We start from the raw sequence: 26,477 nt of genomic DNA, 5'->3' as shown, positions 1-26,477 counted from the left end.
AAATATAATAAATAAGTATAATTTTCGCGCAGCAGACGTTTTATTTGGGTGTTGAACAACCCCGTTGCTTTATTAAGTAAATAGTTCGAATGCGCATAGGTAGGCGCTGCGTCTGACTCTTTTTTCAACACGAGCGCAGCCAAGAAGTGAGCAGATGAGATGTCACTTTTCTCGTTCCCACGCAGGAGCGTGGGAACGAGTTAGTGCTCGTGAGAGGTAGCATACCAACCCCAGCCATTGAACCAAACCGAACCCCGTTCGTACTAGGTATCGCTATGTTTAACCGATGCAATATCTAACGGGGTGAGTGTGAACCAAATCAATCCAGCCAAGTTACGCAATAGCAAGTGGACGGCGGTAAAACCCATCCATCGCGAGAAGCACTTTGTAGTCTCTGACGTTGAGTATGATGAAGACGGTGTGGTGGTGTTATGCGTGCTCGAGTCGGTGCTATCGAAAAAAGCGTATCCGATCGACTGGCGTGAGCTCAAAAATGATGAGAAGTGGCGTCAAGGATGGAAATGAATACACGCGGTGTGAGTATCTAAAATAGGCGAGGTTATCGAGCAGAGTGTGGTACAGTCCGCGCCCTGTTTTCACGCATCTTTGTGATGTTGGCTGCCGCTAAATAAAGGTCTCGTTCATGCCGTTTTCTGCTCTCTCCTTGTGTTCTACATTGCTTCACGCACTGCCCACCGCGTTTAAAAAACCAACGGCCATCCAAGCGCTGGCGATCCCTGAGCTGTTAGCCGGTAATGATGTATTGGCATTGGCAAACACCGGTAGCGGCAAAACGCTTGCCTACGGTTTGCCTTTGCTGGAAGCGTTAAACGCAAACCCTCAGCATCAAGCGCTGATTTTAGTGCCAACGCGTGAGCTGGCGATGCAGGTCAGTGACGCGATCAACCAAGTGGGTAGCGCCTTAGATCTCAGTGCCATTTGCTTGTGTGGCGGTGTTGATAAAGCGGCGCAACAACAAGCACTGGCGGAAAATCCCAATATTCTTGTGGCGACGACAGGGCGCTTGGTAGATTTAGCCAATAATGGTTTGGATTTGAGCACGGTACATTATCTTATTTTGGATGAAGCGGATCGTTTGCTCGATATGGGGTTTTGGCCGGATGTGCAAAATATTGCGATGCAAACTGCACGTAAACGCCAAACCGCGATGTTTTCAGCGACGTTTTCCGATGCGCTCAAGCAAAAAGCCAACCAGCTAATGATTGCGCCAAAACAGCTCGCCGCGCATCAAGAAAACAGCACCCATCAAGAGGTCACTGAAACACTTTACTTGGTCAACAAAGGCAGCAAAGCGAAAGCCTTGATTGAATGCATCAAGCAAAACGCGTGGTCACAAGTGTTGGTGTTTGTGGGAGCGAAAGAAAATGCCGATGGCTTGGCGAAAAAGCTCAACAAAGCGGGCATCTCGGCCAGTGCACTGCATGGCAATAAAGTTCAAACCGAGCGAGAGCAAGCCCTGGCGCAATTCAAATCTGGCCAAATCAACGTGTTGATCGCCACCGATCTATTAGCGCGTGGCATTCACATTGAACACTTACCGGTGGTGATTAATGTTGAATTGCCCATGCACGCCGAAACCTATATTCACCGCGTGGGGCGCACTGCTCGTGCTGGTGAACAAGGTGTGGCCATGTCTTTGGTGTGTCATGGTGAAATGGACGCACTCAACGCCATTCGTCATCTCACGCAAAGAGCATTGCCCGTGCAAGAGCTGGACGGTTTCCCGGTGACAGACAAACCATCGACAGGGGAAAGCAAACGCGCTCCTCGCGACAAGAGAGCCAACCGACGCACGAATGCGAAAAAGAGCATTAAGCAGTTCCAGGCGAAGCCGAAACGCCCAGCGCCGGGGGCAAAGTAAGGCGTGTCAGGGTTGTTATTTGAGGTGGAAGATTTGCTCTGTTTCTAGCGATGTCATCGCGCGTACCTGACGCCAAATGTAATAGAAAATACCGAACATCATCAACATGCTAGGGATAGCAATCATCGGATAACTGTATAGCGTCATCTTACCCAGCTCTTCATTAAAGGCGGGCGTGCCCGCAGGGCTGGTCACGATCCAAGTCGCCAGGAAGTAATTCATCGCCGATGAGAACGCAAAGGTGCTGGCGAATAGATAGTTAGACCGCATCAGACAACGTTCAAAGGCCGAGGATTGATCATTCTCTTTTAAACGCTGATTAATCAACGAGAGGTTGAGCACGGTGTCATTCAATATTAACTTTTGCATCAGTGGGTAGCGGGTAAAGGTTGAGCCCAACACGGTTAAACCGATGAGGCCCGGGATCAGCGCCTCTTTCAAGGCTAACCAACGCGTATCTAGCTCCAACAAGCCAATCCCGCCTGTCAGTAACACGCTGATAAAGCCAAGTGCAGCGATAAAATTGAATTTCTGGTTGCGGACCAGATCCATCCCGCCGTATATGAGAGGAAACGCCAAAGCGACGACCAATGCCATGGCTGTGCCTAGGTATTCATCCCCGCTCAACTTCATCAAGATGATCGAGGGGATAAAAACGTTGAACAGGATTTCAAACAGGGGACTCGGCTTCTTCGCCGTTGTGTTACTCATAGTATTTTACTGACTCTACGCGACATGAGCTGCCATTGTACTGTGCCACGCAGTGTTCATCTAGTCGCGATTGATGTAAAGCGTTACAGCGCACCGTTGTGTAACTATGTGTGAAATAGATACGAAGATTAGATTGGTATATTTAAATATTCGGATAGGTAAGAAAATATAATCGCTAAAATTAAGCTCCAAAACCCTAAAAAGTTTAACCACATAAAGGATTTGAACTTCCAGGAATGGGTCGTTTGGCGATATCGAATAAGCGGATAGGAAACGCAGTAAAGAGTAAAGCGGTTCACGATCTTATAAGATAATTGATAATCAAGCCTGCTGTGAAGTTGTTTTACATCTTTAGCAAGTTGTTGGTCTATAAATTCAATGCGTTTGATGTCATTAAGCGCCAAGATTGCGAGTATAAAGACGGCTGGTACAGCCCACAAAAAGGCGTATCCTCCAAAAATAAGTATTGAGCCCATTATTAAAAGATTCAAAAAATCAGGTGCATGCATGTAATTACTCCATAATGTACTCGTAGACTTGGTAGAGCTTATCGCCAGCGAACTCACCAGCTTGGCCACCATAGTGGCCGCCAGTAAAGCCGCCTACTACAAAAGCTGCTGGCGCGGCGACTGCAATTACTGGTGCCGAAGCGATCCCCACGGCTCCCAATAGTAATACTGTTCCGGCTGCAGCAAGTTGACCACCAACTGTGCCTGCGGGGATTGAACTTATAAATCCTACAGTTTTACGTGTAGTCGTTCTCCCACATTCACCATAACTATCAACATTACAGGCTTCATAAATGCTATCTGCGACACTTGCACCACCTAGCATTAATCCAACGTAACCACCAGCGCGTGATGCATCTACCCCAATAGAGATATTCGCGATGCGCTTTCCGAGATTACTAACATAGCCTTTGCTAATAATTTCGTCAGCGTGATGAATGACGGATTTAGTTGAAAGCTTTAGGTTACGCCTAACTTGTGTATATAAGGGGAGTTTTACGCTGCGCTTGGACAAACGCGCGAATGAGTCATCAAGCTTTTTGAACAAGCTTGCGCGTTGAGCAAAAAACGTGGCACTGGGTTTACCGTTCTTGGCCAAATCGTCGACATAGAGCTCATTGAGCTCTGACAAGATGCCTTGAATGTTCTCGAGATGTTTTTGAACAAATCCGGCGGCGATACCCACTCCGATAGAGGCATAATCATAATACTTACCGGACTCGCTTTCATCGATGGTACACAAGGCGTCGTCAGCAAAATAGTCAAGTAGCTCCAAATGACGATTAACCAATGAAAGAGAATCATCGCTCAGTTTTCCCAGCTCTAGGCTGCCTATTGCCGCCTCTTCTTGGAGCGCGATTAGAGCCTCTTTCTCTTTGGTATTCCTTGGCTCTGCGGTTGGAATAACAACGATTTCTCCTTCTCTAACAGGCTCGTTGAGGTGAGTGTTCGCTTTTTTTATAAGTTGTTGTTTTTCCTTAGATGTATCGTCGGTAAATAGCGCTTTCCATAGCGCACTTTGAGATTGAGTTTTGGGCGACTGCATCCAAGCTAAGTCAAACATTGCTGCCTGTATCTTCTCCCAGCCTTTTTCGGTTTCCTCAATTCGATTTTTACGTTGACGTGCTACTTTTTGCTGTGTGGTTTCTTGAATCGGTGTTGGTTCCGGCACTGTGCTGACACTTGGTATCGATCCACCGCCTGCAAAGTTCTTTGCTTCTGCACGTTTGATTGCTTCCTTGCTTTCCTGCATCAATCTATGGTTAACACAGGATGCACAGTTACATGTTTCTGGACTTTTGAAAAATGGACAATGATAAGACTGTTTAGATGTGAAGTAATTCATTGAGTTTTTCTCTGAGCCAACTGAGCGTTATCACAAACGAGCGACATAACAGGTGTATTGCGTGCGCGCTAACCCCCATAAAGGTTATTGTGCCTGTTTTTTAGTGCCTAATGCTAGCAAAGTTCGATACAAATGCTCGGCCTAATTTGAACCGGATGGGAAGGTAGATCAACTTATTGGAGCAGTATCGAATAAATTGTTTTACTTATTGGACTGACTTTCGTTTCGGTAGGAGCTATATCAAGCTCGGTGTGTTAAACGTTTGCGAAACCTCATCTATTTCCTACCACGTCGCATAAACCAGCATGCTGGTGTAACCCACATAGCAGGCGAGCAGTAATACCCCTTCCGCGCGGTTAATTTCGCGTGTCTTGCCAAAGCGAACAGAGACCAAAATCAGCAATACGGTCACAGCCAGCATCACCATCCAATCTCGCCAGAAGACTTCTCTACCAATCTCGTTAATGGGCTCGATAAGGCCGGCGATACCAATCACGGCCAGCGCATTGAACATGTTCGAGCCGACCACGTTGCCCACGGCGATATCGTGTTCGCCTTTGCGGGCGGCGATGATAGACGCTGCCAATTCAGGGAGGGAAGTGCCGAGGGCGACGATGGTTAGGCCAACGATCAAATCACTCACGCCAAGTTGTTGCGCGATTTCAACCGCGCCCCATACCAAAATCCGCGAGCTAATAATCAGCAGCACTAGGCCAATCACCAGCCATATCAACGCCTGTTTTCTAGAAAGTGGTTGATTGGTTAGCTCGGCATTCACCTCCTGCGCGAGCGGATCGTCTTTGGTTTGCATAGCATGCTTGATGGACCATCCAACCAGCAGTAAAAATCCACCGATTAAGATCAAGGCTTCGGTAAAGCTAATGGCATAATTCCATAGCATGGCGCCAACCGCCAAAGTGACGACGAGAAGAATCGGTAATTCTTTACGGACAATGGTGGAATGCACCGCAATCGGGGCGATCAGCGTGGTGACCCCGAGTATTAAGGTGATATTGACGATGTTAGAGCCTATCGCATTGCCCAGCGCTAACGCCGGGTTGCCATCCATCGCGGCCATCGCCGAAACCACCATTTCTGGCGCGGATGTGCCAAACCCGACCACCAACATGCCGATTAATAAAGGAGGCACGTTGGCGTACTGAGCACTCGCAGCCGCGCCGTCGACAAATCTGTCGGCACTCCATACCAACAACGCAAATCCAGCGATAATCGCAAGTGTTGCTAGCAGCATAGGTTCTCCTTCATTAATACTGGTTGATGAACGAGGTCTGTACCCATCAAACGTCGCGTGAGATCGGTATTAATGACATAGTTTTTAAGCTTTGCAACAAAAAAATGTATGGCAACGTTAACCCACACTCGCCTTCTTTAACGCATACCAATCAATCTCCTTTGGTAGGGGGACATCGTGATGATCGCGTGTCACAGCAAGAAAGGTCGCGTCGGTAGCGCTGAAATAACGACTAGTCATTGTCCATTGGCCATTACCGATAAAAAACTCTAATGAGCTGGTATCGGCGAGGACTTGTAGCGGTAACTCTTCCAACTGCTCAGGCAAGTGAATACAGCGACGCGTGTCTCCTTCCGTGGCGAGGCTTGTACTTCTATCAAGCGTTAGGGTGCGATTGTTGCCGTCAATGGTGAGGGCACAACCAGACGGCTCCGTCGATGTCGCATGAGAAGCAATGCCACTGCGACTGTGAAAATACAGAGTGTATTGTCCGCTTTTTGGAATGGGTAGATTGGTACTGAGCTCAAATTGCTTGGTGCCCAAATCCACGGAGGTCGCGTCGCTCTCGGTCCGAATCACTAAAAGTTGCTGAGGACCTCTGAGGCGTTGCAGTGCGGTCGCTGGACGCTGATAAATTTGCCCATTTTCCCAGCGTAACTCACGTGGACAGGTTAACTGATGCAACCAACCCGCACTTTGACTGGGTTGATCCACCTCGTCTGGGAGACCCATCCAAGCTATTAGCATGCGCTTATTGTCAGGGGTCTGAGCTGTCTGTGGCGCATAAAAATCAAACCCATGATCCAGTATCTGCCAGTCATCAAGTCTGATGCCGTCTGCTTCTAGTGTGGCTTTGGCGTAACCATTGTGGTGAGGCACGTGGTGATCGGGTGTTGGCGCTGTGCTGCCTTGTGGGCAGAGGATACACAGCCATTGGTCATTTAATGGGAACAAATCGGGACATTCCCACATATAGCCATGGTCGCCGAAGCTGTCGCCACTCAATCCGTCGTAGCGCCAATGCAGGCCATCAATGGAGGAATACTGCGCCAGGCGACCTATTTTGTCTTCACGCTGTGCGCCAAGTAACATCCGGTAGTGTTCGCCATCATAAATGACTTTGGGATCGCGAATATGTTCGGTGACGCCAGCAGGTGGGGCATCAATCACTGGCCCAAGCTTTTCAAAGTGAATGCCATCGGTTGACCGAGCCACACACTGGGTGGTTTGGCGTAGGCGCTCAGGGCCAATACGGGTGTTGCCGGTGTAATAAAGCCATAAGGCGTCGTTTATTACCATGGCGTGACCCGAAAACACCCCGTGACTGTCATACCAATCGCTGGGGGTAAGACCAAGGGGCACGCTGCGCCATTGCACCCCATCAGGGCTGATGAGATGTACCCAGAATTTATCTTTGTGCTCGCAGGCAAACGGGTACCACTGATAAAAAAGGTGATAGTGCCCTTGAAAGTAGATAAAGCCATTGGGGTCATTGAGCAGCCCTTGAGGGGGACTGATATGCCAAGTTGGACGATGGAAGTCTGTCTTGCTGAATGAAGCGTAGCAGGGCGCGGCTTGCTCACGCAGGTTGTGATCGATAAGGCGTCCCAGAGCCGTCAGTGTGTTCTGATTCACGGGGTGAGCAAGTGTGATTTGGCGCAGCGAATGGTCAATCGTACTGATTGAAAGGGCTTCTTGGTTTACGCGCTCAAGCTCAATGAGCTCAATGATTATTTTGCCTTGATGACGCAATACGCGGCGCAGATTATCTGCGCCACCGCACGCATCAACCAAGCTTGCTGGGGTTATTTCCATCTATCCGTACCAATGCTATTTTCGGGAACGTTCCAAAAATAGCGAATAAGAGGGTAAGAGTGCAAGTGGAATTTACCTCTTCTGCCCAACACATCGCCTTTTTAGGGGCAGGTGTCACGGCTAACGTAGTTAAATCCCATCACTAATTTAGAGACATGGCTTTGTCCCGTTTCCAGTAATTCAAGCAACATTTTTGCGCCGCTTTCACCTGCCGCATCAAAGGCATAGTTAAAGGTGGATAGGCTCGGTGATACTACGTGTGCAAGCTCATCATCACCCACACCAATCAGCTTCACAGTGTGACCCGGTGTGATCCCATGTGTTTGTAGGGCTTGGATGGCACCAATAGCAATACGGTCGGTGGCGCAAAAAACGCCGTCTATCTCTGGATATTGATCGAGCATAGCGGTCATCGCGACATGGCCAGATTGAATCGAGAATTGCCCTTGATAATGGAATAAAGGTTCGGTTTGACTGAGTGTGGTCAACGCATTCTCAAGTCCTTGATAGCGCTGCTGATCAACCGCGATGTCTGCGGCTTGCACACCTAGGAATCCGATACGTTGACAACCGGCTTTAATCAGTTGCTCGCCGGCGCAAAAGCCAACCCGGTAATCATCATGAATCACGCTGGGGATGCTGTAAGGAGAGCCATCTTGACCAATCACCACGACTGGTGCACTCGAGCGCTTAATTGCTTGGACCAAGGCGGGGTTGAGTGTCGATGCAAACAGTAGGATCCCTTCTACGCGTTTTTGGTTGAATAAATCGAGATAATGACAAATACGCTGATCGTCCTGGCGAGTGTTAGCCAAAAGCACTTGTTTCCCTTTTTGATCAAACACATGACTCAGGCCATCGACACTGGCTGACATGGCGTGGGATGACACTCGTGGGACAATGACACCGATAAGGTTAGTTTTATTGGATTTTAAATCCTTAGCGATTTGGTTAACGACATAGCCGCATTGCTCGATGGCGCGGTTCACTTTTTCAATAGTCGCTGGTTTCACGCCATATTCTTGGTTAATTACGCGTGACACGGTTGATTTGGAAACACCCGCCAAACGGGCGACATCATTCAAGCTAGCCATGAGTTCTCCTTTGCTTAGCGCATCATCATCGGTGCATTTAGTGCTCCTTTGCAAACAAACCTATCCAAACTCCCTTTTTTTAGTGATTGATATCACATATATGGCAGGGGGTGCACCATAATTTACTGATCGGTATCACAGCCATAATCCCTGATACTTGATGGATTAAAGGATTCAGCTCATTATTTTCGGGATCGTTCCCGAAAGTGTGGAACGTGTGACGGCCACATTAGAAAAAATAGCGACGGTGGCAAAGACAGTGAGAGCGTGCAGGGGAAGTAGCCATGAACTACCAAAAAATAGCACAACAACTACTCGATAAACTGGGTGGAAAAGAAAATATCGCAGCGGCGGCACATTGTGCCACGCGGCTAAGACTCGCACTTCATGATGATAGCCTCGCGGATTTAAGCGCGATTGAATCAATTGAAGGTGTGAAAGGGCAGTTCCAAGTCAGTGGTCAGTTACAGATCATTTTCGGCTCGGGCATTGTCAATAATGTTTATGCTGAGTTCAGCAAATTGACGGGTCAGTCAGATATGTCGTCGAAAGACGTCGCTGCCGCCGGTGCCGAGAAACAAAATTGGCTACAACGTGCGGTAAAAGGGCTGTCAGACATTTTTGTTCCCATTATTCCAGCCATTGTCGCCGGTGGTCTGTTGATGGGGATTTTCAACATCCTCACCGCGCCAGGTTTGATTATCGATGGCAAGTCCTTGATTGAGGCCTACCCACAAATGGGTGATCTGGCCAATATGATCAATACGTTCGCCAATGCGCCATTTGTGTTCTTACCTGTACTGCTTGCGTTTTCTGCAAGTAAAAAGTTTGGTGCTAACCCCTTTTTGGGGGCCGCGTTAGGCATGTTAATGGTTCACCCAGACTTGCTTAATGGCTGGGGCTTTGGTGGTGCGGCAGTGTCTGGAGATATCCCGGTGTGGGAAATCTTTGGCTTTGAGATCGAAAAAGTCGGTTATCAAGGGTCGGTGCTGCCGGTGCTGGTTGCAACCTATATTCTCGCACAAGTGGAGCAAGGGTTACGTCGCATTATTCCCTCAGTGTTGGATAACTTGCTGACCCCCTTGCTGGCGATTTTTATTACCGGACTGATCACTTTTACCTTGGTAGGCCCGTTTACACGAGAGCTCGGCTTTTTGCTCGGCGATGGTCTGAACTGGGTCTATGAATCCGCAGGGATGATTGGCGGTGCTTTGTTTGGCTTTGTGTATGCACCTTTTGTGATCACCGGGATGCACCACAGCTTTATCGCGATTGAAACCCAATTATTGGCCGATATTGCAGTCACTGGCGGTACCTTTATTTTCCCTATCGCGGCGATGTCGAATGTGGCGCAAGGTGCAGCCTGTTTAGCGTTTGGGCTAAAAACCGTGGACGTCAAAGCGAAAGGGATTGCGATGCCTGCAGGGGTGACAGCACTGCTCGGGATCACTGAGCCTGCGATGTTTGGTATTAACCTTAAATACCGTTATCCGTTTATTGGTGCGCTTGCAGGTGCGACCTGTGCGGGGGCTTTTGTCACCTTCTTTAAAGTGAAAGCACAAGCGTTGGGCGCAGCGGGTTTGCCAGGGATCATCTCCATTCGCCCTGACGGTGTGGTGCCTTATATCATTGGTATGGCGATTGCCTTTGTTGTTGCGTTTTCCGTAACTTATGTATTGGGCGCCCGTAAAAAATACGCACAAGCTGCGGCGGCGTAATCGAGTCTTGAACGAGGAGCAAGCGTAATGAGCAAGGTATGGGTTACCGGTGATGCCGTGGTGGATTTGATCCCTGATGGCGAGCATCACTACCTGAAATGTCCAGGTGGTGCCCCGGCTAACGTCGCCGTGGCAGTCAGTCGACTTGGTGGACAAACAGGCTTTATTGGCCGTGTTGGTGGCGAACCGCTTGGTCGTTTTGTGCAGACTACCTTAGCAAATGAAGGTGTGGACATTGCGTTTATGCATCGCGACGAGGCGCAACGTACCTCAACTGTATTAGTCGAGCTGGATGATCATGGTGAACGAAGCTTCACCTTTATGGTTAAGCCCAGTGCCGACCAGTTTGTTCAGCCGTACGACTTCCCATTGTTCGAAGAAGGGCAGTGGTTGCATGCTTGCTCCATTGCCCTTGCGAACGAGCCATCACGCTCTGCTACACTCGGCGCGATGCAAGCATGTCGTGAAAATGGTGGCTTTGTCAGCTTTGATCCTAATTTGCGTGATGATCTTTGGCAAAGTGAATCACAGATGTTAGAGATTGTGTGGCAAGCCTTGCCGTTGGCGGATGTGGTTAAGGTGTCTGATGATGAGCTTGTCATACTCACTAAGCACCTACGCACTGAAAATAACTCTGTGAAAGCAGGGTTAGCCGCATTATCTGAGCGCGCACCGAATGTGTCTTTGTGGGTGGTGACACAGGGCAGTGAAGGTGCCCGCGTCGCGTTCAACCATACTGTTTGGCAGGTGCCGACCACACCGGCAAACGTGGTGGACACCACAGGCGCAGGTGATGCGTTTATGGGCGGTTTGCTTGCTGCGCTCGCCCAGTTGCCTGAGTGGCAGACACCAGAAGCAGTCACTAAGGCAGTGCGCCAAGGCAACCGTTGTGGCGCGCTGGCTACAACAGAAAAAGGGGCAATGACTGCATTACCCACAGCGGATCAGCTCAGCGTTGAATAGCGCCATATCCGCGCAATTCACGACGCGCCCTCACTGTTGGGTAGGGCGCGTTCGGGGGCGATAAGCGGCAGGGTAATGGTGAAGCAGCTACCGTGTTCGGGCTCACTTTGTACCTCAATGCGACCACCGAGGATGCCGGTGACGAGGTTGAAGGTGATATGTAAGCCAAGCCCCGACCCACCCTGCCCGAGTCGGGTGGTGTAAAAGGGATCAAAAATACGTTTTTGTACTTCGGGCGTCATCCCTGCGCCATCATCATGTATGCGGATACTCACACTCTCGGTTGTCGCCATGGTGGCTATGATGTGTATGTGCCCAGCGTCACGCCCGATAAACGCATGAATTAACGCATTATTGATTAAGTTGATCAACGTTTGGGTGAGTGCACCCGGGTAGCTGTTAAGCAGAATACCCGCTGGAATAGCGACTTCGAGCTGGTGCGGCGCGCGCTGAAGTGTCGGTCGCATCGAGAGAAGGACTTCGTTCATCAACAGATGTAGTTCAAAGTCGCGTCTGTGGTCACTGGTTTGATCCACCGCGAGTTGCTTAAAGGCACGAATTAATTCGGAGGCCCGTAACATATTACGTTCAATAATACGTGTCCCGTCTTCAACATGGTTGAGAAACTGATCGAGGTCGTCGCGGGTGATTGGCTGCTCGAGTTTGTGAACGAATTCGTGTTTGGTATCGAGTATCGAGGTGGAAGACATCCGGGCGTTACCGATGGGTGTATTCAACTCATGCGCCACGCCAGAGACCAACGAGCCGAGTGATGCCAACTTTTCATTCTGAACCAAGTCCTCTTGAATCGCTTCGAGTCGTCTAAGTAGTGACTTAAGTTTTTCACCGTACGCGTTAACGGCTTGGCGCAATTCGCCTACCTCGTTCATCTTACCTACCGCCAACTCTTGGGTGGTTTCACCTTCAATGAGCTCTCGGATTTGCTGGGTGGTCTGTTGAATTTTACCTAATAGGTTGCGAGCGGTAATCGCGGCGATAATTCCCACAACGAGCAACAGCCCGCCAATGGCGAACATCAGGAACAGTCCCATGCTATCGGCAGCCGCTGTCATTTTGCTTTTGGGCACGACGAGACCGATCACCCAATCGGTTTGAGGGTATTTAATAATATGAACGTAAGCGGCTTCGTTTAGCACGCCGTCGTTCTTTATCGTGATCAGTTGACTATCTTGGAGAGATTGACTTGCCTGCAACGCTTCTTGTAGCCAAGGGAGCGCTTGCTCTAACTCGGTAACCGTTCGCAGCGTATTTCGATAAGGATTAAATCTTACCGCTACTTCGGGGAAGCTTATCGCTTTGTTATCAGCGTCCAAGGCGAACACATAGCCATCGTTTTCTTTGCCATAACGAGACAGAATGTCGGCAATGCCGCTCAGCTTCATGTCGACCGTTGCCACCCCAATAAAGCGATCGTTTTCTTTCATGGGCACGGTACAGGTAATCATGGGCTCTTTGGTAAACGGGTCGATATAGGCGTTGGACCAACGGCAGCGATCGATAGGTGCTTGTTTTCCTGCTAGGTACCAGCGTTCATTATGGTAACCCTTGCCATCAGGGTTGTTGTAATCATCATAGTATTCCATATCGGGTCCTGTGCGGCCCCAAAAAAAACTACGTCGTTCTACGCCCGGTGTGAAGGTGTTGGGCTCCGGCCAGATCCCCCCACCGGCAATCGTGGGATCGCCATGATTGTTAAAGATCGGGGGAAAGAGGCTGCGGAATAGCGCTTCGTCTTTAGGAAGGTTGGTGCCCTTTAAGGCGATCGTACTGGTTAACAGTTCGATCTGTCCGAGTTTGGCATCGAGCAAGTCCAAGAGGCCATGCTGGCTTATGGCGATTTTTTGGTGTCGCTGGTCAATCAGATCGGGCTTTACTTTCCATTCGACCACCGCAAAGATTGTGAGTAGCGCCATGACGAGAACAAGTGCGAGACCGAAAGCAATTTGGTGACGGATTGTTGGGGTAGGAGTGGGCATTGGAGATACATCCTTTCTTCTCGACTGGCTGCCGTGCGCACAGATCGCCTATTACTGCCAGTATTATCTAAGCTCAGCAATGATGATTAAGCCATCTCACACCATTGTAGCCCTTAGTGTGCATTTATGTGGCGAGAAAAAAGCATATGTGAAAAAGTACACGTAAAAAGCATATAAAAACCCCTTTAGCTATCCATCGCTAAAGGGGAGGCAGGGTTTTCGGTATTGCGAAATAAAGCGTGCGAGCTTTACTTAATATTGACGACCATCTTGCCGAAGTTACGGCCTTCTAGCACATCAATCAGTGCTTGCGGCGCTTGCTCAAAGCCATCCACCGCGTGTTCACGGTAATGAATTTGGCCTTCGCCGACCCATTTGGCCATATCATGCGCGAACTCAGGGTAGCGGTGCGCATAGTCATCAAAGATAATAAAACCTTTGATGGTTAAGCGCTTAACCAAGATGGTGCCCATCAACTGTGAGAGGCGATCTGGGCCATCGGGCAAGGCAGTGTTGTTGTACTGTGACACCAATCCACACACTGGAATGCGAGCACCGGTGTTGAGCAGTGGCATTACACCATCAAACACTTTGCCCCCGACGTTTTCAAAGTAGATATCAATGCCTTGAGGGCAGGCTTCAGCGAGTTGCTCGGCAAAGTTGTCTGCTTTGTGGTCGATACACGCGTCAACGTTGAGGTTTTCACGTGCGTATTGACATTTTTCTTCGCCACCGGCAATCGCTACTACGTGGCAACCTTTTAGCTTACCAATTTGCGCTACAGTTGCGCCGACGGGACCGGTTGCCGCTGCTACCACGAGGGTTTCACCTTCTTTGGGTTGGCCAATATCCAGTAAACCCATGTAAGCGGTAAAGCCTGGCATCCCTAAGATGCCGAGCGCGTAAGAAACCGGCGCCAGATCCGGATTGAGTTTGATCAGCGTATCGCCGTTTACAACTGAATGCGTTTCCCAACCTTTGTAAGCGAGTACCCAATCACCCGACTGGTAATCGGCATGGTTAGACTCCAGCACTTTACCCACGGTGGCACCGACCATTAGGCCATCAATTGCCACTGGCTCGGCGTACGATTTTGCATCACTCATACGACCGCGCATGTATGGGTCGATAGATAAGTGGTGGTTTTCAATTAAGACGTCATGGTTGCCGAGAGCAGGAATATCCACTTCTTCTAAGCGAAAGTTCTCTGCAGTAGGCGCCCCTACGGGGCGCGATGCAAGAACAAAACGTTGGTTCATTGGTGATGACATGTGTGTCCTCCCTTATTCAGTACGGGAATTAAAGCGCGGCTTGCAGCACGCGGCGGCAAACATCCGGGGTCACATCGCCGTGCTCACCGAGCTGAGTCATGCCGTGCTGAGTTAAGCTTTCAATCAATGGTTCAATCGCGCTTTCGTCCAAGTCATAGTCGCTCATGCGTGTTTTCACGTTCATGCGCTCAAAGAAATCGCGGGTTTTCTCAATCGCTTGTTGAGCCTTTTCTGCTTCGCTGCCTTGCTCAATATGCCAGACACGCTCAGCAAATTGTGCGAGCTTGGCTTGTTTTTGCTCAAACTTCTCATTCAACATTGCCGGCAACACAACCGCGAGGGTTTGTGCATGGTCCAAACCATGTTGGGCAGTCAGCTCGTGACCAAGCATATGGGTTGACCAATCTTGTGGTACACCCACGCCAATCAAACCATTCAGCGCGAGAGTCGCGGTCCACATCAAGCTGGCACGGATGTTGTAATCTTCCGGGGTTTCCAGCGCTTGTGGGCCAAGCTCGATCAAGGTTTGTAGCAGGCCTTCGGCGAATCTGTCTTGTACCGGCGCGTTAGCTGGATAAGTGAGGTATTGCTCAACCACGTGAACAAACGCATCAACGGCACCGTTGCCGACTTGACGGATAGGTAAGGTATAGGTTTTTACCGGATCCAACACTGAGAATTGTGGAAACACCAATTCGCTCATAAACGGCAATTTCGCTTGCATTGACTCGCGATTGACTACCGAGCCCTTGTTCATTTCTGAGCCAGTAGCAGGCAAGGTGAGCACGGTGCCAAATGGCAGTGCGGCTTCGATTTTGCTGCCCATGCTGGTGAGAATGTCCCATGCATCGCCATCGTATTTCGCTGCTGCTGCAACAAATTTGGTGCCGTCGATCACTGATCCACCGCCGACAGCGAGCAGATAGTCGTAGCCTTCTTCACGCACTTTTTCGACCGCTTTCATTAGCGTGTCGTAGCGTGGGTTAGGCTCAATACCACTGAACAGGCCAAATTGACGTTCGCCAAGTGCTTGTTCAACTTCACCTAAGGTGCCGGTTTTGCGTGCACTCTGGCCACCGAAAAGAACCAAAACTTTTGCTGCGGCTGGGATGAGCCGATCCAGCTCGGCAATTTTACCTTCGCCAAAAACGATACGTGTGGGATTGTAGAACTCAAAGTTGTTCATTGCTCATCCTTCCTTTTCATTGTTGTCAGTCAATCAGTCTTCTCGTTTGATTAGACCGGTCGTCTAGTTAGCGTTTATTTAAAACCCGCCTTGGCGGGTCTTATTGAAATGCTTGTTTTATCAAAAAACCGGAAATGAAATGCTCACTAGCACCTCATCGTTGTTCCTCTTATGCTGCGTTTGTTCGTTTGACTTTTATACTAGTCAGCCAAGCCGAGTTTTTGTTGCGTAATGGTCATCGCCTGCGCTAGATGGCTGTCATTACGGTGCAGTTTTGTTAACAGTGTTGCCCCTAACCATAGCTGGTAAAGCGTCGTCGCCGTGGTTAAGGCGTTGTCATGGTTAAAATTGCTTTCGTCGAGCGCGAGTGCACTCGCTAAGCTACCAATCAGTTTGTCGGTGCCATCACGCAACGCAAGCCGCATGGGCTCGGAAAGATCTGCCACCTCAGCGCTTAGCTTAACGACCAAGCAAGTTTGAACGGGATCCATACTGCAGTACTGGGCCTGCCAAAGGGTAAAGTAGCGATGAACTCGCGTAATAGGCGGCAGCGTAGTGTCTGACAGCAAACTGTTTACTTCCGCTAAATAACGCGAAAAATAGTGCTGCAATACCGCCTGACCAAATTGCTCTTTTGAAGCAAAATAATGGTAAAACGACCCTTTCGGGACGCCGGCTTGTTTCAGTATTGCGCTAAGACCCACACCACTAAAGCCAAACTGCGCCATTACATTAACACCCGTATCCAGCAAATGCTGGTGGGTAGCGTTGTGGCTGGTGTGTTCTAATGTGCTACTTGATTTCATGTGGTGTAGCATAATGAAGATTAGACCGGTCGTCTAGTGTTGTGTGTGATTTTTTTATCAGGGGATACAGCAAGGGGATTTAACGCAACATCACCCAGCCTGAGTGATATTTCCCGTATTTTAAGTCCGAAAAGCACTAAGCTGTTGTGCATTGTCGGATTTTTCTTCTAATCTTGATGGTGAGAGAGAAAAGGCGTAAATACGCAGTAACGGAACGCGGGAGGGCCGATGAATGTACTATCTTGTCAGCATGTCAGTGAGTTGATCGATCAGTCGATTACGCTTATTGACGGAACAGATACTGAATATGCTATGACGCTTGTTCGTGTTGATACCCATCCTGGTCATGGCGATGAAGTAAACGACCATTACGTCGAGAATTTCAGTTTGGTATTAAAAGGTCCTGAAGACACGCGCTTTCCTCAGGGAAATTATTTGCTCAGTCATCCAGAGTTAGGAGAGCAGATCCTCCATATGCTACCTGTAGGTGATGCGACGTATACCATCACCATCAATACCCAAGCCTGAACAGCCATTCTTACTGCTGGTTAAATAACCGCCACTCAACCACTTAGCACTTTCTTTTGATAGATTAGTCGCGCAAATTAAGTAGAATAAAGCGGCTAAGCTAGCAGTAGGGAGGTTATATGTTTGCCTGGCTGAGTGGCTTATTTGAAAAAGAACAGCTGCAAGCGTCTGTCTGGGTGAGAGACATCGTGGCGAGTAATCCGAAAGGGAGCTACGCCAAATACAAAAATTACTATGATCGCCACATCAATCGGATCCTCAAAAGTTATCACAAGGATTTTCTCCGCTTTGAGAAGTTCGCGGTACGTAACTATAAGCACAGCGATCAATCCGTCTTTATGGCAGTTAAAGTCGCTAGCTATGCCTACCAGCTTGGGCAGTTAAAAGTGGCGGCTTGTATTACTGCTGCGGTGATTTCTACCTGCAACCGTGCTAAAAGAGGCGATGCACAAGTTCACCCCAAACTGTATCGCGCGACGATAGTGTTGCATAAAAAAATCCTAGAGACAGGTAAGACGACGAAAAAACAAAAAAGCGCAGAACCAGCTTGATAGGTCACAAGCTGGTGGCTTTTTGTGCATTTAATAAAAATGTCATAAACCTATTCAGCCCCCGCCAAATCTGAATAAGTGATGTCTGTCACGGTTTCTATTCCATCCCTATGAGTCAATTTGTTCTGGTCATTCATTCGCCACACTGATAGAGTCCCATCCCTCACACACCTTGTGAGCGAACTAATGCTTAAATCTACACAAAATAACGACCGACTTGTTGCCGTATTTACTATCGGCTTTGTCGCTGTATTTCTTGCCTTTGCCCTGTTTGACCTAAAACACTTTTCCTCTGTGATCCAGTCTCTATTCTCTGAGTCTGCCAACCTTTTTGGTTATTGGTGGCAGTGGCTAATGGTCATCAATTTCGTATTGGCGCTAGCTATTGGCGGCAGTAAATTTGGTAAATTGAAACTTGGCGCCACCGATACCGTCTCAATGAGCCGTTTTCGTTGGGTTGCGATGATCATGTGTACCCTGCTTGCCGGCGGTGGTGTTTTTTGGTCAGCGGCTGAGCCTATCTATCACTTCATGACGCCACCACCAGCACTGGGTGAGATGGAAGCGGGTGTGATGGAGACCGTCGCCCCTGCGTTAAGCCAAAGCTTTTTCCACTGGGGCTTCTTAGCCTGGGCGGTATTAGGCACCTTGGCGACGATTGTACTGATGTATGCGCACCACCAGGCAGGCGTACGCTTGCGTCCTCGTGCACTCTTGTACCCTTTGCTCGGTGACAAGCTAGAAAATCACTGGCTTGGCTCTGTGATCGACGCTTGTTCGATCATTGCCGTAGCTGCCGGAACCATTGGTCCAATTGGCTTCTTAGCAACCCAGTTGGGTTATAGCTTGGAAAGCTTTGTGGGCATTGAAAATACCATGCCGATGCAAATGCTGATCTTGGCGGCTGTCGTGGCTATTTATTCCATCTCTGCGTTTACCGGTATGGATAAAGGTTTGCAATGGCTGAGCCGTATGAACGTTATCGGCGCCGCAGTGTTACTTGGTGCGGTTATCGTGCTCGGTCCTACCGGCTTTATCTTTGAGCAATTTGGCTCGGGCTTTAGCTACTACCTGAACAACATGCATACTCTCGCACTGAATACCGATAATGGTGGCTGGAACGCATGGTGGACCTGGTTCTTCTGGGGCTGGTTTATTGGTTTTGCTCCTATGATGGCTATCTTCATTGCGCGCATTTCTAAAGGCCGTTCGATTCGTGAGCTAATTTTCGCTGTTGCGATTTGTGCCCCAATTGCCACTAACTTCTGGTTCTCAGTATTGGGCGGTACCGGTATCTTCTATGAGTTGCAATCACCCGGTAGTATTTCTGGTCCCATGGCGGATGCCGGCTTACCCGCGATTTTGATTGCGTCACTGTCACAGTTGCCTTACAGCGTGATTCTGATCCCAGCGTTTATGTTGCTTACCACGACATTTGTGGCAACCACTGGCGATTCAATGGCGTATTCGATTGCGATGGCTGTATCTGGTGATAACCAACCAACCCGTAAACATCGCCTGTTCTGGGCGATTGTGATGGGCGTGGTCGCTGGTGTGCTTCTGCTCGCCGGAGACGGTGGTTTGAACGCGCTCCAGTCGTTCATTGTGATCACTGCAGTGCCTGTGTCTTTCTTGATTGCATTTACCTTTATCACCGGCCCAGTAGCCGTGATGCGGATGCAAAAAGAAAAAGAAGCGAACCTGGCGCTAGAGCCTGCGACGGCCAATTAATGGCGTCATACATAGCTTAAAGAAAAAGCGCCGAATGTCGGCGCTTTTTTTATATCTGGCCTTCCTCGGGAGGTGCTATTTAGGTTGCCACTGCCCGCTGGTGACCAGTTTATCCATTACCTTATCGACCGCCACTTTGGCTTTTGCGACGATATCGTCCACTTCATTGGGCGTCACCACCAGTGGGGGCGCAAAGCCGAGAATATCGCCATGTGGCATCGCACGCGCAATCAATCCTTGCTCTAAGCACGCAGCCGCCACTTGTGGTCCCACTTTTAGGCTGGGATCAAAGTGACTGCGATGGGCGCGGTCAGGCGAGAACTCCAGCGCATGCAGTAACCCCACTCCGCGGCTATCGCCAATTAATGGGTGATCGGCAAAGGCGGCTTTCATTTTCATTTGCAGATATTCGCCCGTGGTTGCGGCGTTTTGAGTCAGATTCTCGCGCTCAATGATATCAAGATTACACAGTGCTGCTGCGGCGCCCAATGGATGCCCAGAGTAGGTATAGCCATGACCAATGGCGCCCCACGTATCGGTACCATCTTCAAGCACCTCCCAGACGCGATGCCCAACCATAACCCCAGACAGTGGCTGATACGCAGACGTTAGCCCTTTGGCGACTGTGATAAGATCGGGTTTCATGTCGTAATAAATCGATCCAAAATCACTGCCAATTCGGCCAAAGCCACACACCACTTCATCGGCGATCAGCAGTACGTCATATTTATCCAGCACTTTACGAATGGCCGCCCAGTAGCCCTCGGGGGGCGGTACGATACCACCGGTGCCGAGTACAGGTTCGGCAATCATGGCGGCGACGGTATCGGGGCCTTCAGCCAAGATCATTTTTTCCAGTTCATCCGCGCAGTGTTGTGCGAACTCTGGCTCTGTCATACCACTGTCTTCACGGCGATAGTAGTAGGGCGCCATCGTGTGTTTGATGCGTTCAATCGGTAAATCAAAGTGCGCATGGAACAAAGGCAGGCCGGTTAGTGAGCCGGACGCCACACTAGAGCCATGGTAGCCCCGGTCGCGTGAGATAATTTTCTTTTTCTCGGGTTTACCGCGGGCGTTATTGTAATACCAAACAATTTTAAGCTGGGTTTCATTGGCATCACTCCCCGACATACCGTAGTACACCTTACTCATGCCAGGCGCCATGTTGATTAAGCGGTCTGATAAGGTCACCAAAGCCTCATTGGTGTGGCCAACATAGGTATGATAGTAGGCGAGCTTTTTCGCTTGCTCGTAGATGGCTTCTGCCATTTCTTCACGGCCATAGCCGATATTCACGCAATACAAGCCCGCGAAGCCGTCAATCAGCTCAATGCCTTCAGAATCGGTGATCCGGATCCCTTTACCTGACGCGATCACTCGGCCAGGCATTTCGCCATGCGCATACTGCTTGAGGTGCGTAGAGGGATGGAACACGGTATTTCTGTCTTTTTCTAGCAACGCTTTTGTTTCTGGACGCATGATCAGTCTCCTTATCCGTCAGCAAACCTGAATTAACTGCCGCTTACCGTGGGCAGGCCACCTAAACAGTAGTATTTGATTTCACTAAATTCGTCGATGCCGTAACGGCTTCCTTCTCGGCCTAAGCCCGACTGCTTGACGCCACCAAATGGAATCGGGTGGCCGGTCATTTTCACTGAATTGACACTGACCATCCCGACTTCTAAGCCGCGCAGACAGCGCCAAATATCTCGAATATCATGGCCATACACATACGCTGATAAGCCATATTCGGTATCGTTGCCCATGGCGATGGCTTCGTCTAAGTCATCGTAGGCAATCACAGCAGCGACGGGACAGAAAGTTTCTTCTTGATAGACCAACATCTCCGACGTCACCTTGGTGATAAGCGTAGGCGCAAAGAAGTTCTCACCCAGGTTGGGATTTAATTTTCCGCCCATCACAGTTGCCCCTTTGGCAATGGCATCATCGACGAGCGATTGCGCTTTCTCGACCGCACGGCGTGAAATTAATGGGCCAATGTCTGTGCTTGGCAATAGACCATTGCCTACTTCAAGTTCATCCATCAGTGCGGCAAAGGCATCGACGAACGCTTGATGTTTGTCACGTGGCACTAAAATTTTATTCGCCGCCAGGCAATCTTGGCCTGACGTTTGGAATTTTGCATCGATAGCGGCGCGCGCGGCTTGTTGAATATCCATATCAGGCAGCACGATAAAAGGTGCATTTCCCCCAAGCTCCATGGCGCATTTTTTTACGGTTTGGGCGCTTTGTTCTAGCAGTAGCCGGCCAACACGGGTAGAGCCGGTAAAGCTGAGCGCTTTGACTTTTTCACTTTGACACAATTGTGCTGAGACCATGGGAGGATCGCCTAAAATGACATTAAACACGCCGGCAGGGATCCCCGCACGCTCTGCAAGCTCGGCCAATGCGAGTGCAGAGAAGGGCGTTTCTTCTGCGGGTTTAACTATCACGCTGCAGCCAATGGCGAGTGCGGCAGCGGCTTTGCGCGTGATCATGGCATTGGGAAAGTTCCATGGCGTGATCAAGGCGGCCACGCCAATAGGTTCACGTAATGTCGCTAGGTGCGCATTGGGAATGTGGCTAGGCATGGTGTCGCCATATACCCGCTTAGCCTCTTCAGCAAACCAGTGAATGAATGAGGCCCCGTACTCCACCTCGCCCTCGGCATCGCGCAAGGTTTTGCCTTGTTCGAGCACCATGAGGTGAGCAAGATCGTGTTGATTTTCCATGATCAGATCGTGCCACCGCATTAGCCGTTTTGCCCGTGTCTCAGCTGACTCGGCGCGCCACAGGTGAAAAGCCGCTTCGGCATCATCAATGGTTTGGTTCACTTGTGCGGCAGTCAAGGCAGCGGTGTAGCCCAACACTTCGCCGGTTGCGGGGTTTAAAACTGGCGTATCGGACTCGCCATTGACCCATTTGCCATTGCAATACGCCAGTTGCCGAAATAGGCGCTGATCGTCAAGATACGCGAGCACATCGGCGCTTGCTTTACCGGTCGCATCGTGACGTAGTGTATTGGCCGCTGATCCTGTGTAGTGAAGATCACGTGATTGGAATACGGTCATACTCCCTCCTCTGACAAAATCGCCACGCTGCCTATCAGCGTTTGCTTACTCTTACTGTATGCAACTTATCGAAAAGAGGTTTTTTGTTAGACGACGATAAAACGGTGTTTTTTTCTGAACCCTACCTTTTACCGAATAAAATTTTCTGCAGGCTTATCCATTCGCGGCGGTGTCAGGAGCCTCGAGCGGGAGCGTGAGGGCGGGACGTTTCACTTGTTTGGTGACGATATAGGTGTAGTACTGTTTAATACCAAGATCATCAGTAAGCCACCGGTCAATCAAGCGTTGATAGTAGTCGATATCGGTGACGCCAAGCCGAACGATATAGTCAATCCCGCCGCCTGTGGCCCAGCATTCTTTGACATCGTCACAAGCTTGCATGGCGCGCTCAAAGCGTTGAAAGCTCTGCACATCATGTTGGCCGAGGGTGATTTCAACTAATACGGTATTGAGCTTGATCACGGCATCAGGGTTAATACGCGCGCCGTAGCCTTCAATGACGCCCGCTTGCTCGAGCCGTTTTACTCTTTCCCAACAAGGGCTTACGGATAGGTTGATGGCGTGCGCGAGGTTCGACTTGGTGATGCGCCCATCTTGCTGCAAAATGTGTAGGATTTTGATGTCAAATTTGTCGAGCTTCATCTCACCTCCGTCATACAGGTTCGGCAATGACTGCAAAGGTATCACCGATATAAATCCGCCCGAGATGGCGTTTGGCCAGTAAAATGCCATCGCGTTCGGCATAGTAGGGAACGGGTTCGGTGCCAGTACGCTCGATATTATGCACTTTACCAATCAAATCCCCTTGCTTGATGGTATCGCCCAAGTGTACACAGAACTCAATAATGCCGGTATGCTCACTTTGTACATAGCAGTGTTTATCGGGTAGTTCGAGCTTGACGGGCGTAGCCGGTGGATAGCGATAGTCGTCTTGTAAAATACCTGAAAACACTAAAAAATTATGAATGCCGCGTTGGGTAATCGCGATCGATTCAGGTGTACTGGTGCCGCCGCCACCCAGCTCGGTGGTAACAAATACTTTGCCTTGTTGCTCGACGGCAGTGTCATACATGCTGGTGGCGTCCATTTCGGTGGTTTGCACTTGATACGGCGCTCCAAACAGGCGAGCCCCCTCGGCACAGGCATCGGCTTGTTGCAGGTTTTCTAACCGATGTGAGGCAGCATAGGGAATAAGATCTAAGGTTTTACCGCCTGAGTGAATATCTAAGGCGGTATCACATTGCGGGATCAAATAACGGGTAAAGTAGTCCGCAATTTGCTCGGTGACACTGCCGGTCGGGGAGCCTGGGAAGGCACGGTTCATGTTGCCTTGATCCCAAGGTGATGTGCGTGTGCCTGCTGTTACCGCAGGGGCATTCATCATGGGTAAAATAATCACCCGACCTTTAATGTTGCTTGGTATAAGCTGATGGCATGTATTGAGTAATGCCGTAATACCTTCATACTCATCCCCGTGGTTGCCGCCAGTGAGCAACGCGGTTTTACCTTCACCATTTTTAATCACGGTAATGGGAATCGTCACACAGCCCCAAGCGGATTGATCGTGGGAATGGGGCAGTTTGAGAAATCCATGTTGTACACCGTCCGCGTGAAAATCGACTGTGGCTTCAATGGCTGTTGGCTCCATAACTGCTCCTTGCTATAACCGTTCTCACTCTCGCTGCAGTCTTGGACGTGGCGACCGCTTTTGGTATGTATTGACGTTTTTCACCGTTGGCGGCCTAGGTGCCAAGCCTATAAGAGTGATTTTAAATCATGATGTTATGAGTGTAGCACCTATCCACGAAACGCCAGTGTTTTACAACTAATGTTTTACAAATAGCTGCCGTGGCAAGTCACACAAGGTTTGTGCCCCTTCTTGAGTGATAATGATGCTCTCGGTCGTTTCTATCCCCCAATCTTTCATCCAAAGCCCAGGCATGAAGTGGAAGGTCATGCCTTCGCGCAGGATCGTTTGATCGCTCGGGCGCAAGCTCATGGTGCGCTCGCCCCAGTCAGGGGGATAACTTAGCCCGATAGGGTAGCCACAGCGCGCCCCTTCACGATCGAACCCGTACCGCAATAGCGCGTCGTTAAGGGCATTGGCAATGTCGCCACAGGTATTACCCGGTTTGGCAACCGCGAGACCAGCTTCAAGTCCTGCTTGTAGCGCTTCATCGGCGCGTTTGAACTCATCGCCAGGTTCACCCAAAAAGATGGTGCGTGACAACGGGCAGTGATAGCGACGATGCACGCCAGCGATTTCAAAAAATGTCCCCTCACCACGCTTAAATGGGCGGTCATCCCAGGTTAAGTGAGGCGCTGCCGCATCGCCGCCAGATGGCAACATAGGCACAATGGCGGCGTAATCGCCAAAGTGACCATCATGACCGACGACCGCGTGTTTATTTATTTCGGCTACCAATAAATGTTTGGGCAAGCCGGGTTCTATCATCTCAAAGGCCACGCGGTGCATATTCTCCACAATACGTGCAGCGGTGTGCATATACGTGAGTTCTTGATTAGATTTGACCGCGCGACACCAGTTAACTAGCCCGGTGGTGTCCACCAGGGTTGCCATCGGTAGATTTTCTTTGAGAGATTCGAACGCGGTGGCACTGAAGTAATAATTATCTTTTTCTACCCCAATCCGGCCGCGATCCCAGTAGTTTTCTGCCAGGACATAATTGCAAAGGTACTCCATAGGGTGGAGCGGTGGATTCATGACATAGTGGTCAGGGTAATAGGTGATGCATTCAGCGCTCATATAAACAGTCCGCAGCGCACCATTGGCGTCTTGGATACGACCAAACCATAACGGATCGCCGGTCGAACCAATCACGACACACTGGGGCACATAAAAAGACCAGCCATCATAGCCTGTCAGCCACGCCATATTCGATGGATCGTGTACCAGCAAGGTATCGATATCGTTCTCTTCCATGGCATAGCGGACCTTGGCTAAACGGGCGCTGTATTCTTCATATGAAAACTTCAATACAACGTCGCTCATACGCTGACTCCTGTTCAATCCCACGACGGTGGTGCTTATAAAACGTACTACTGACCGGTAATTGAACTTGGATCAAGCACGATTACCGGTGCAGAAAGGTGCCGTTTTTCGGTCACGTTATCGAACAAACGGAGAAGGCTTTCGTTTGGTGCGCAGTCCTAATCTAGGTAGTGTCAGGTTGCCGCGTCCAGCTCTCTTATATGAGCTTTTACCACCAACCGGATAAGATTTTGTTTCGCCTCTATTTAAGTGTTAAACCATAGAGTGAAATATCGTCAAGTTTTATTGGCAACAAATTTGTCACTTAAAGTGACAAATTGTGCGAACAGTGGGGGAGAAAAGAGAGTGAATCGCGGCATTAAGATAGAAAAAACAGCGAGAGCGCGTCATTCTAGGGCTAAAGGAGAAAAAATACGCCCTACCGCTTGTTGTGAGCGATAAGGCGCTCGACGCATTACTGCTTTTTCAATTTGTACATATCAGCGAGATCGCCGTTGATGGTCTCGCCATTCATGTCTTGCATAATAACTTGGTTTTCGGCCACGAAGAATTGATTCGGGCTATCAGTTAAGCCTTCAAGCACCACAACGCTGCCTGTTTGATCCCAGGAAAAAGAACCTTCTTCCTTGAATGCTTCTCCCTGTTTACCCAAGTAAGTTTTGCTAAGAACGTAGGTATTGTCTTGGTTAAGCGTCAGTGTGGTATCAATACCTTCACAATCGGCGCAAGGGATCACGCCTTGGTAGGTACCATCCCAGTCCAACGAGGTTTTGGCGTTGTGGTGATCGGCCATTTCATAAACCGTATCCTCAGCGTTGTCGATAGCCGTTTCCGCACTGTCTAATGCTTGTTCGGTGCCTTCTTTTACTGCAGTTTGGGCGTTTTCTACGCTAGATTCGACTTGCGACTTTCCCTCTTGAGGGTCGTTTGTTTGTTGTTCACAGCCAACTAAAACGGCGACGAGTGCGAGAGGGGCGAGTAGGTATGTTTTTTTCATGTTGACCTCATTGTATCGATGTTAAGTCTGAAACGGT

Annotated in this window: 23 protein-coding genes; 7 read left to right on the top strand and 16 right to left on the bottom strand. The window is 49.6% G+C overall.

Features of this window, described 5'->3' with window-relative positions:
• Positions 1 to 309 precede the first annotated feature (309 nt).
• Together BZG75_RS08930 and BZG75_RS08925 are read left to right on the top strand one after the other, a co-directional pair.
• Positions 310 to 525, top strand: a complete 216-nt coding sequence (locus BZG75_RS08930) for a TIGR02450 family Trp-rich protein (protein WP_077576762.1) — start codon at positions 310 to 312, stop codon at positions 523 to 525.
• Positions 526 to 643: 118 nt separating this feature from the next.
• Positions 644 to 1,882, top strand: coding sequence for a DEAD/DEAH box helicase (locus BZG75_RS08925; protein WP_077576761.1), 1,239 nt, complete (start codon positions 644 to 646; stop codon positions 1,880 to 1,882).
• 15 nt (positions 1,883 to 1,897) lie between these two features.
• On the opposite strand, the gene BZG75_RS08920 is transcribed toward BZG75_RS08925, so the two are convergent.
• The 6 genes from BZG75_RS08920 to BZG75_RS08895 all read right to left on the bottom strand — a co-directional run bounded on the left by BZG75_RS08920 (position 1,898) and on the right by BZG75_RS08895 (position 8,608).
• A complete protein-coding gene (locus tag BZG75_RS08920; RefSeq protein WP_077576760.1) occupies positions 1,898 to 2,593 on the bottom strand; it encodes a VC0807 family protein in 696 nt (231 codons plus the stop codon).
• A gap of 128 nt (positions 2,594 to 2,721) precedes the next feature.
• Positions 2,722 to 3,102 carry a hypothetical protein gene (locus tag BZG75_RS08915; protein WP_108742906.1) on the bottom strand — a complete coding sequence of 127 codons (381 nt, stop codon included), beginning with the start codon at positions 3,100 to 3,102 and terminating at the stop codon, positions 2,722 to 2,724.
• Between the two features lie 4 nt (positions 3,103 to 3,106).
• Positions 3,107 to 4,447, bottom strand: coding sequence for a hypothetical protein (locus tag BZG75_RS08910; RefSeq protein WP_242413593.1), 1,341 nt, complete (start codon positions 4,445 to 4,447; stop codon positions 3,107 to 3,109).
• Between the two features lie 283 nt (positions 4,448 to 4,730).
• On the bottom strand, positions 4,731 to 5,699 hold the full coding sequence (locus BZG75_RS08905) for a calcium/sodium antiporter (RefSeq protein WP_077576758.1): 969 nt from the start codon (positions 5,697 to 5,699) through the stop codon (positions 4,731 to 4,733).
• A gap of 117 nt (positions 5,700 to 5,816) precedes the next feature.
• Complete coding sequence (locus tag BZG75_RS08900; protein ID WP_077576757.1) at positions 5,817 to 7,514, bottom strand: glycoside hydrolase family 32 protein; 1,698 nt, start codon at positions 7,512 to 7,514, stop codon at positions 5,817 to 5,819.
• Between the two features lie 101 nt (positions 7,515 to 7,615).
• The gene (locus BZG75_RS08895; protein ID WP_077576756.1) at positions 7,616 to 8,608 is read right to left on the bottom strand and encodes a LacI family DNA-binding transcriptional regulator; all 993 of its coding nucleotides are present in this window, start codon (positions 8,606 to 8,608) and stop codon (positions 7,616 to 7,618) included.
• 284 nt (positions 8,609 to 8,892) lie between these two features.
• On the opposite strand from BZG75_RS08895, the gene BZG75_RS08890 reads away from it, so the two are divergent.
• Positions 8,893 to 10,326, top strand: coding sequence for a sucrose-specific PTS transporter subunit IIBC (locus BZG75_RS08890; RefSeq protein ID WP_077576755.1), 1,434 nt, complete (start codon positions 8,893 to 8,895; stop codon positions 10,324 to 10,326).
• A gap of 27 nt (positions 10,327 to 10,353) precedes the next feature.
• Entirely contained in the window at positions 10,354 to 11,289 is a 936-nt protein-coding gene (locus BZG75_RS08885) for an aminoimidazole riboside kinase (protein ID WP_077576754.1), read from the top strand.
• A 17-nt stretch (positions 11,290 to 11,306) separates the two neighbouring features.
• Here BZG75_RS08885 and BZG75_RS08880 read toward each other — a convergent pair whose 3' ends face one another.
• The 4 genes from BZG75_RS08880 to BZG75_RS08865 all read right to left on the bottom strand — a co-directional run bounded on the left by BZG75_RS08880 (position 11,307) and on the right by BZG75_RS08865 (position 16,549).
• Positions 11,307 to 13,286, bottom strand: a complete 1,980-nt coding sequence (locus BZG75_RS08880; protein ID WP_077576753.1) for a sensor histidine kinase — start codon at positions 13,284 to 13,286, stop codon at positions 11,307 to 11,309.
• Positions 13,287 to 13,534: 248 nt separating this feature from the next.
• Positions 13,535 to 14,557 (bottom strand): NADP-dependent oxidoreductase, encoded by a 1,023-nt coding sequence (locus tag BZG75_RS08875; RefSeq protein WP_021023421.1) that lies wholly within the window; start codon positions 14,555 to 14,557, stop codon positions 13,535 to 13,537.
• A gap of 28 nt (positions 14,558 to 14,585) precedes the next feature.
• Entirely contained in the window at positions 14,586 to 15,743 is a 1,158-nt protein-coding gene (locus BZG75_RS08870) for an iron-containing alcohol dehydrogenase (RefSeq protein ID WP_021023422.1), read from the bottom strand.
• 200 nt (positions 15,744 to 15,943) lie between these two features.
• The gene (locus BZG75_RS08865) at positions 15,944 to 16,549 is read right to left on the bottom strand and encodes a TetR/AcrR family transcriptional regulator (protein ID WP_101494592.1); all 606 of its coding nucleotides are present in this window, start codon (positions 16,547 to 16,549) and stop codon (positions 15,944 to 15,946) included.
• Positions 16,550 to 16,777: 228 nt separating this feature from the next.
• Here BZG75_RS08865 and BZG75_RS08860 point away from each other — a divergent pair, with 228 nt between their 5' ends.
• The 3 genes from BZG75_RS08860 (at position 16,778) to BZG75_RS08850 (ending at position 19,359) form a co-directional block, all read left to right on the top strand.
• The gene (locus tag BZG75_RS08860) at positions 16,778 to 17,077 is read left to right on the top strand and encodes a DUF6916 family protein (RefSeq protein ID WP_021023424.1); all 300 of its coding nucleotides are present in this window, start codon (positions 16,778 to 16,780) and stop codon (positions 17,075 to 17,077) included.
• Between the two features lie 119 nt (positions 17,078 to 17,196).
• A complete protein-coding gene (locus BZG75_RS08855) occupies positions 17,197 to 17,628 on the top strand; it encodes a hypothetical protein (protein ID WP_077460673.1) in 432 nt (143 codons plus the stop codon).
• A gap of 186 nt (positions 17,629 to 17,814) precedes the next feature.
• Complete coding sequence (locus BZG75_RS08850; protein ID WP_077576751.1) at positions 17,815 to 19,359, top strand: BCCT family transporter; 1,545 nt, start codon at positions 17,815 to 17,817, stop codon at positions 19,357 to 19,359.
• 75 nt (positions 19,360 to 19,434) lie between these two features.
• Here the strand turns inward: BZG75_RS08850 and BZG75_RS08845 are convergent, their stop codons facing one another.
• The 6 genes from BZG75_RS08845 to BZG75_RS08820 form a co-directional block, all read right to left on the bottom strand.
• Entirely contained in the window at positions 19,435 to 20,838 is a 1,404-nt protein-coding gene (locus tag BZG75_RS08845; protein ID WP_077460674.1) for an aspartate aminotransferase family protein, read from the bottom strand.
• A 32-nt stretch (positions 20,839 to 20,870) separates the two neighbouring features.
• A complete protein-coding gene (locus BZG75_RS08840; RefSeq protein WP_021023428.1) occupies positions 20,871 to 22,430 on the bottom strand; it encodes an NAD-dependent succinate-semialdehyde dehydrogenase in 1,560 nt (519 codons plus the stop codon).
• Between the two features lie 153 nt (positions 22,431 to 22,583).
• Positions 22,584 to 23,072 (bottom strand): Lrp/AsnC family transcriptional regulator, encoded by a 489-nt coding sequence (locus tag BZG75_RS08835; RefSeq protein WP_021023429.1) that lies wholly within the window; start codon positions 23,070 to 23,072, stop codon positions 22,584 to 22,586.
• Between the two features lie 10 nt (positions 23,073 to 23,082).
• Complete coding sequence (doeB, locus tag BZG75_RS08830) at positions 23,083 to 24,078, bottom strand: N(2)-acetyl-L-2,4-diaminobutanoate deacetylase DoeB (protein WP_077576750.1); 996 nt, start codon at positions 24,076 to 24,078, stop codon at positions 23,083 to 23,085.
• A gap of 177 nt (positions 24,079 to 24,255) precedes the next feature.
• The gene (locus tag BZG75_RS08825; RefSeq protein WP_021023431.1) at positions 24,256 to 25,443 is read right to left on the bottom strand and encodes a M24 family metallopeptidase; all 1,188 of its coding nucleotides are present in this window, start codon (positions 25,441 to 25,443) and stop codon (positions 24,256 to 24,258) included.
• Positions 25,444 to 25,897: 454 nt separating this feature from the next.
• The gene (locus tag BZG75_RS08820; protein WP_077576749.1) at positions 25,898 to 26,440 is read right to left on the bottom strand and encodes a copper resistance protein NlpE; all 543 of its coding nucleotides are present in this window, start codon (positions 26,438 to 26,440) and stop codon (positions 25,898 to 25,900) included.
• Positions 26,441 to 26,477 lie beyond the last annotated feature (37 nt).

Source organism: Salinivibrio sp. AR640, from assembly GCF_001995405.1.
Classification (GTDB): domain Bacteria; phylum Pseudomonadota; class Gammaproteobacteria; order Enterobacterales; family Vibrionaceae; genus Salinivibrio; species Salinivibrio costicola.
This window is presented reverse-complemented; position numbering and strand designations above follow the sequence as displayed.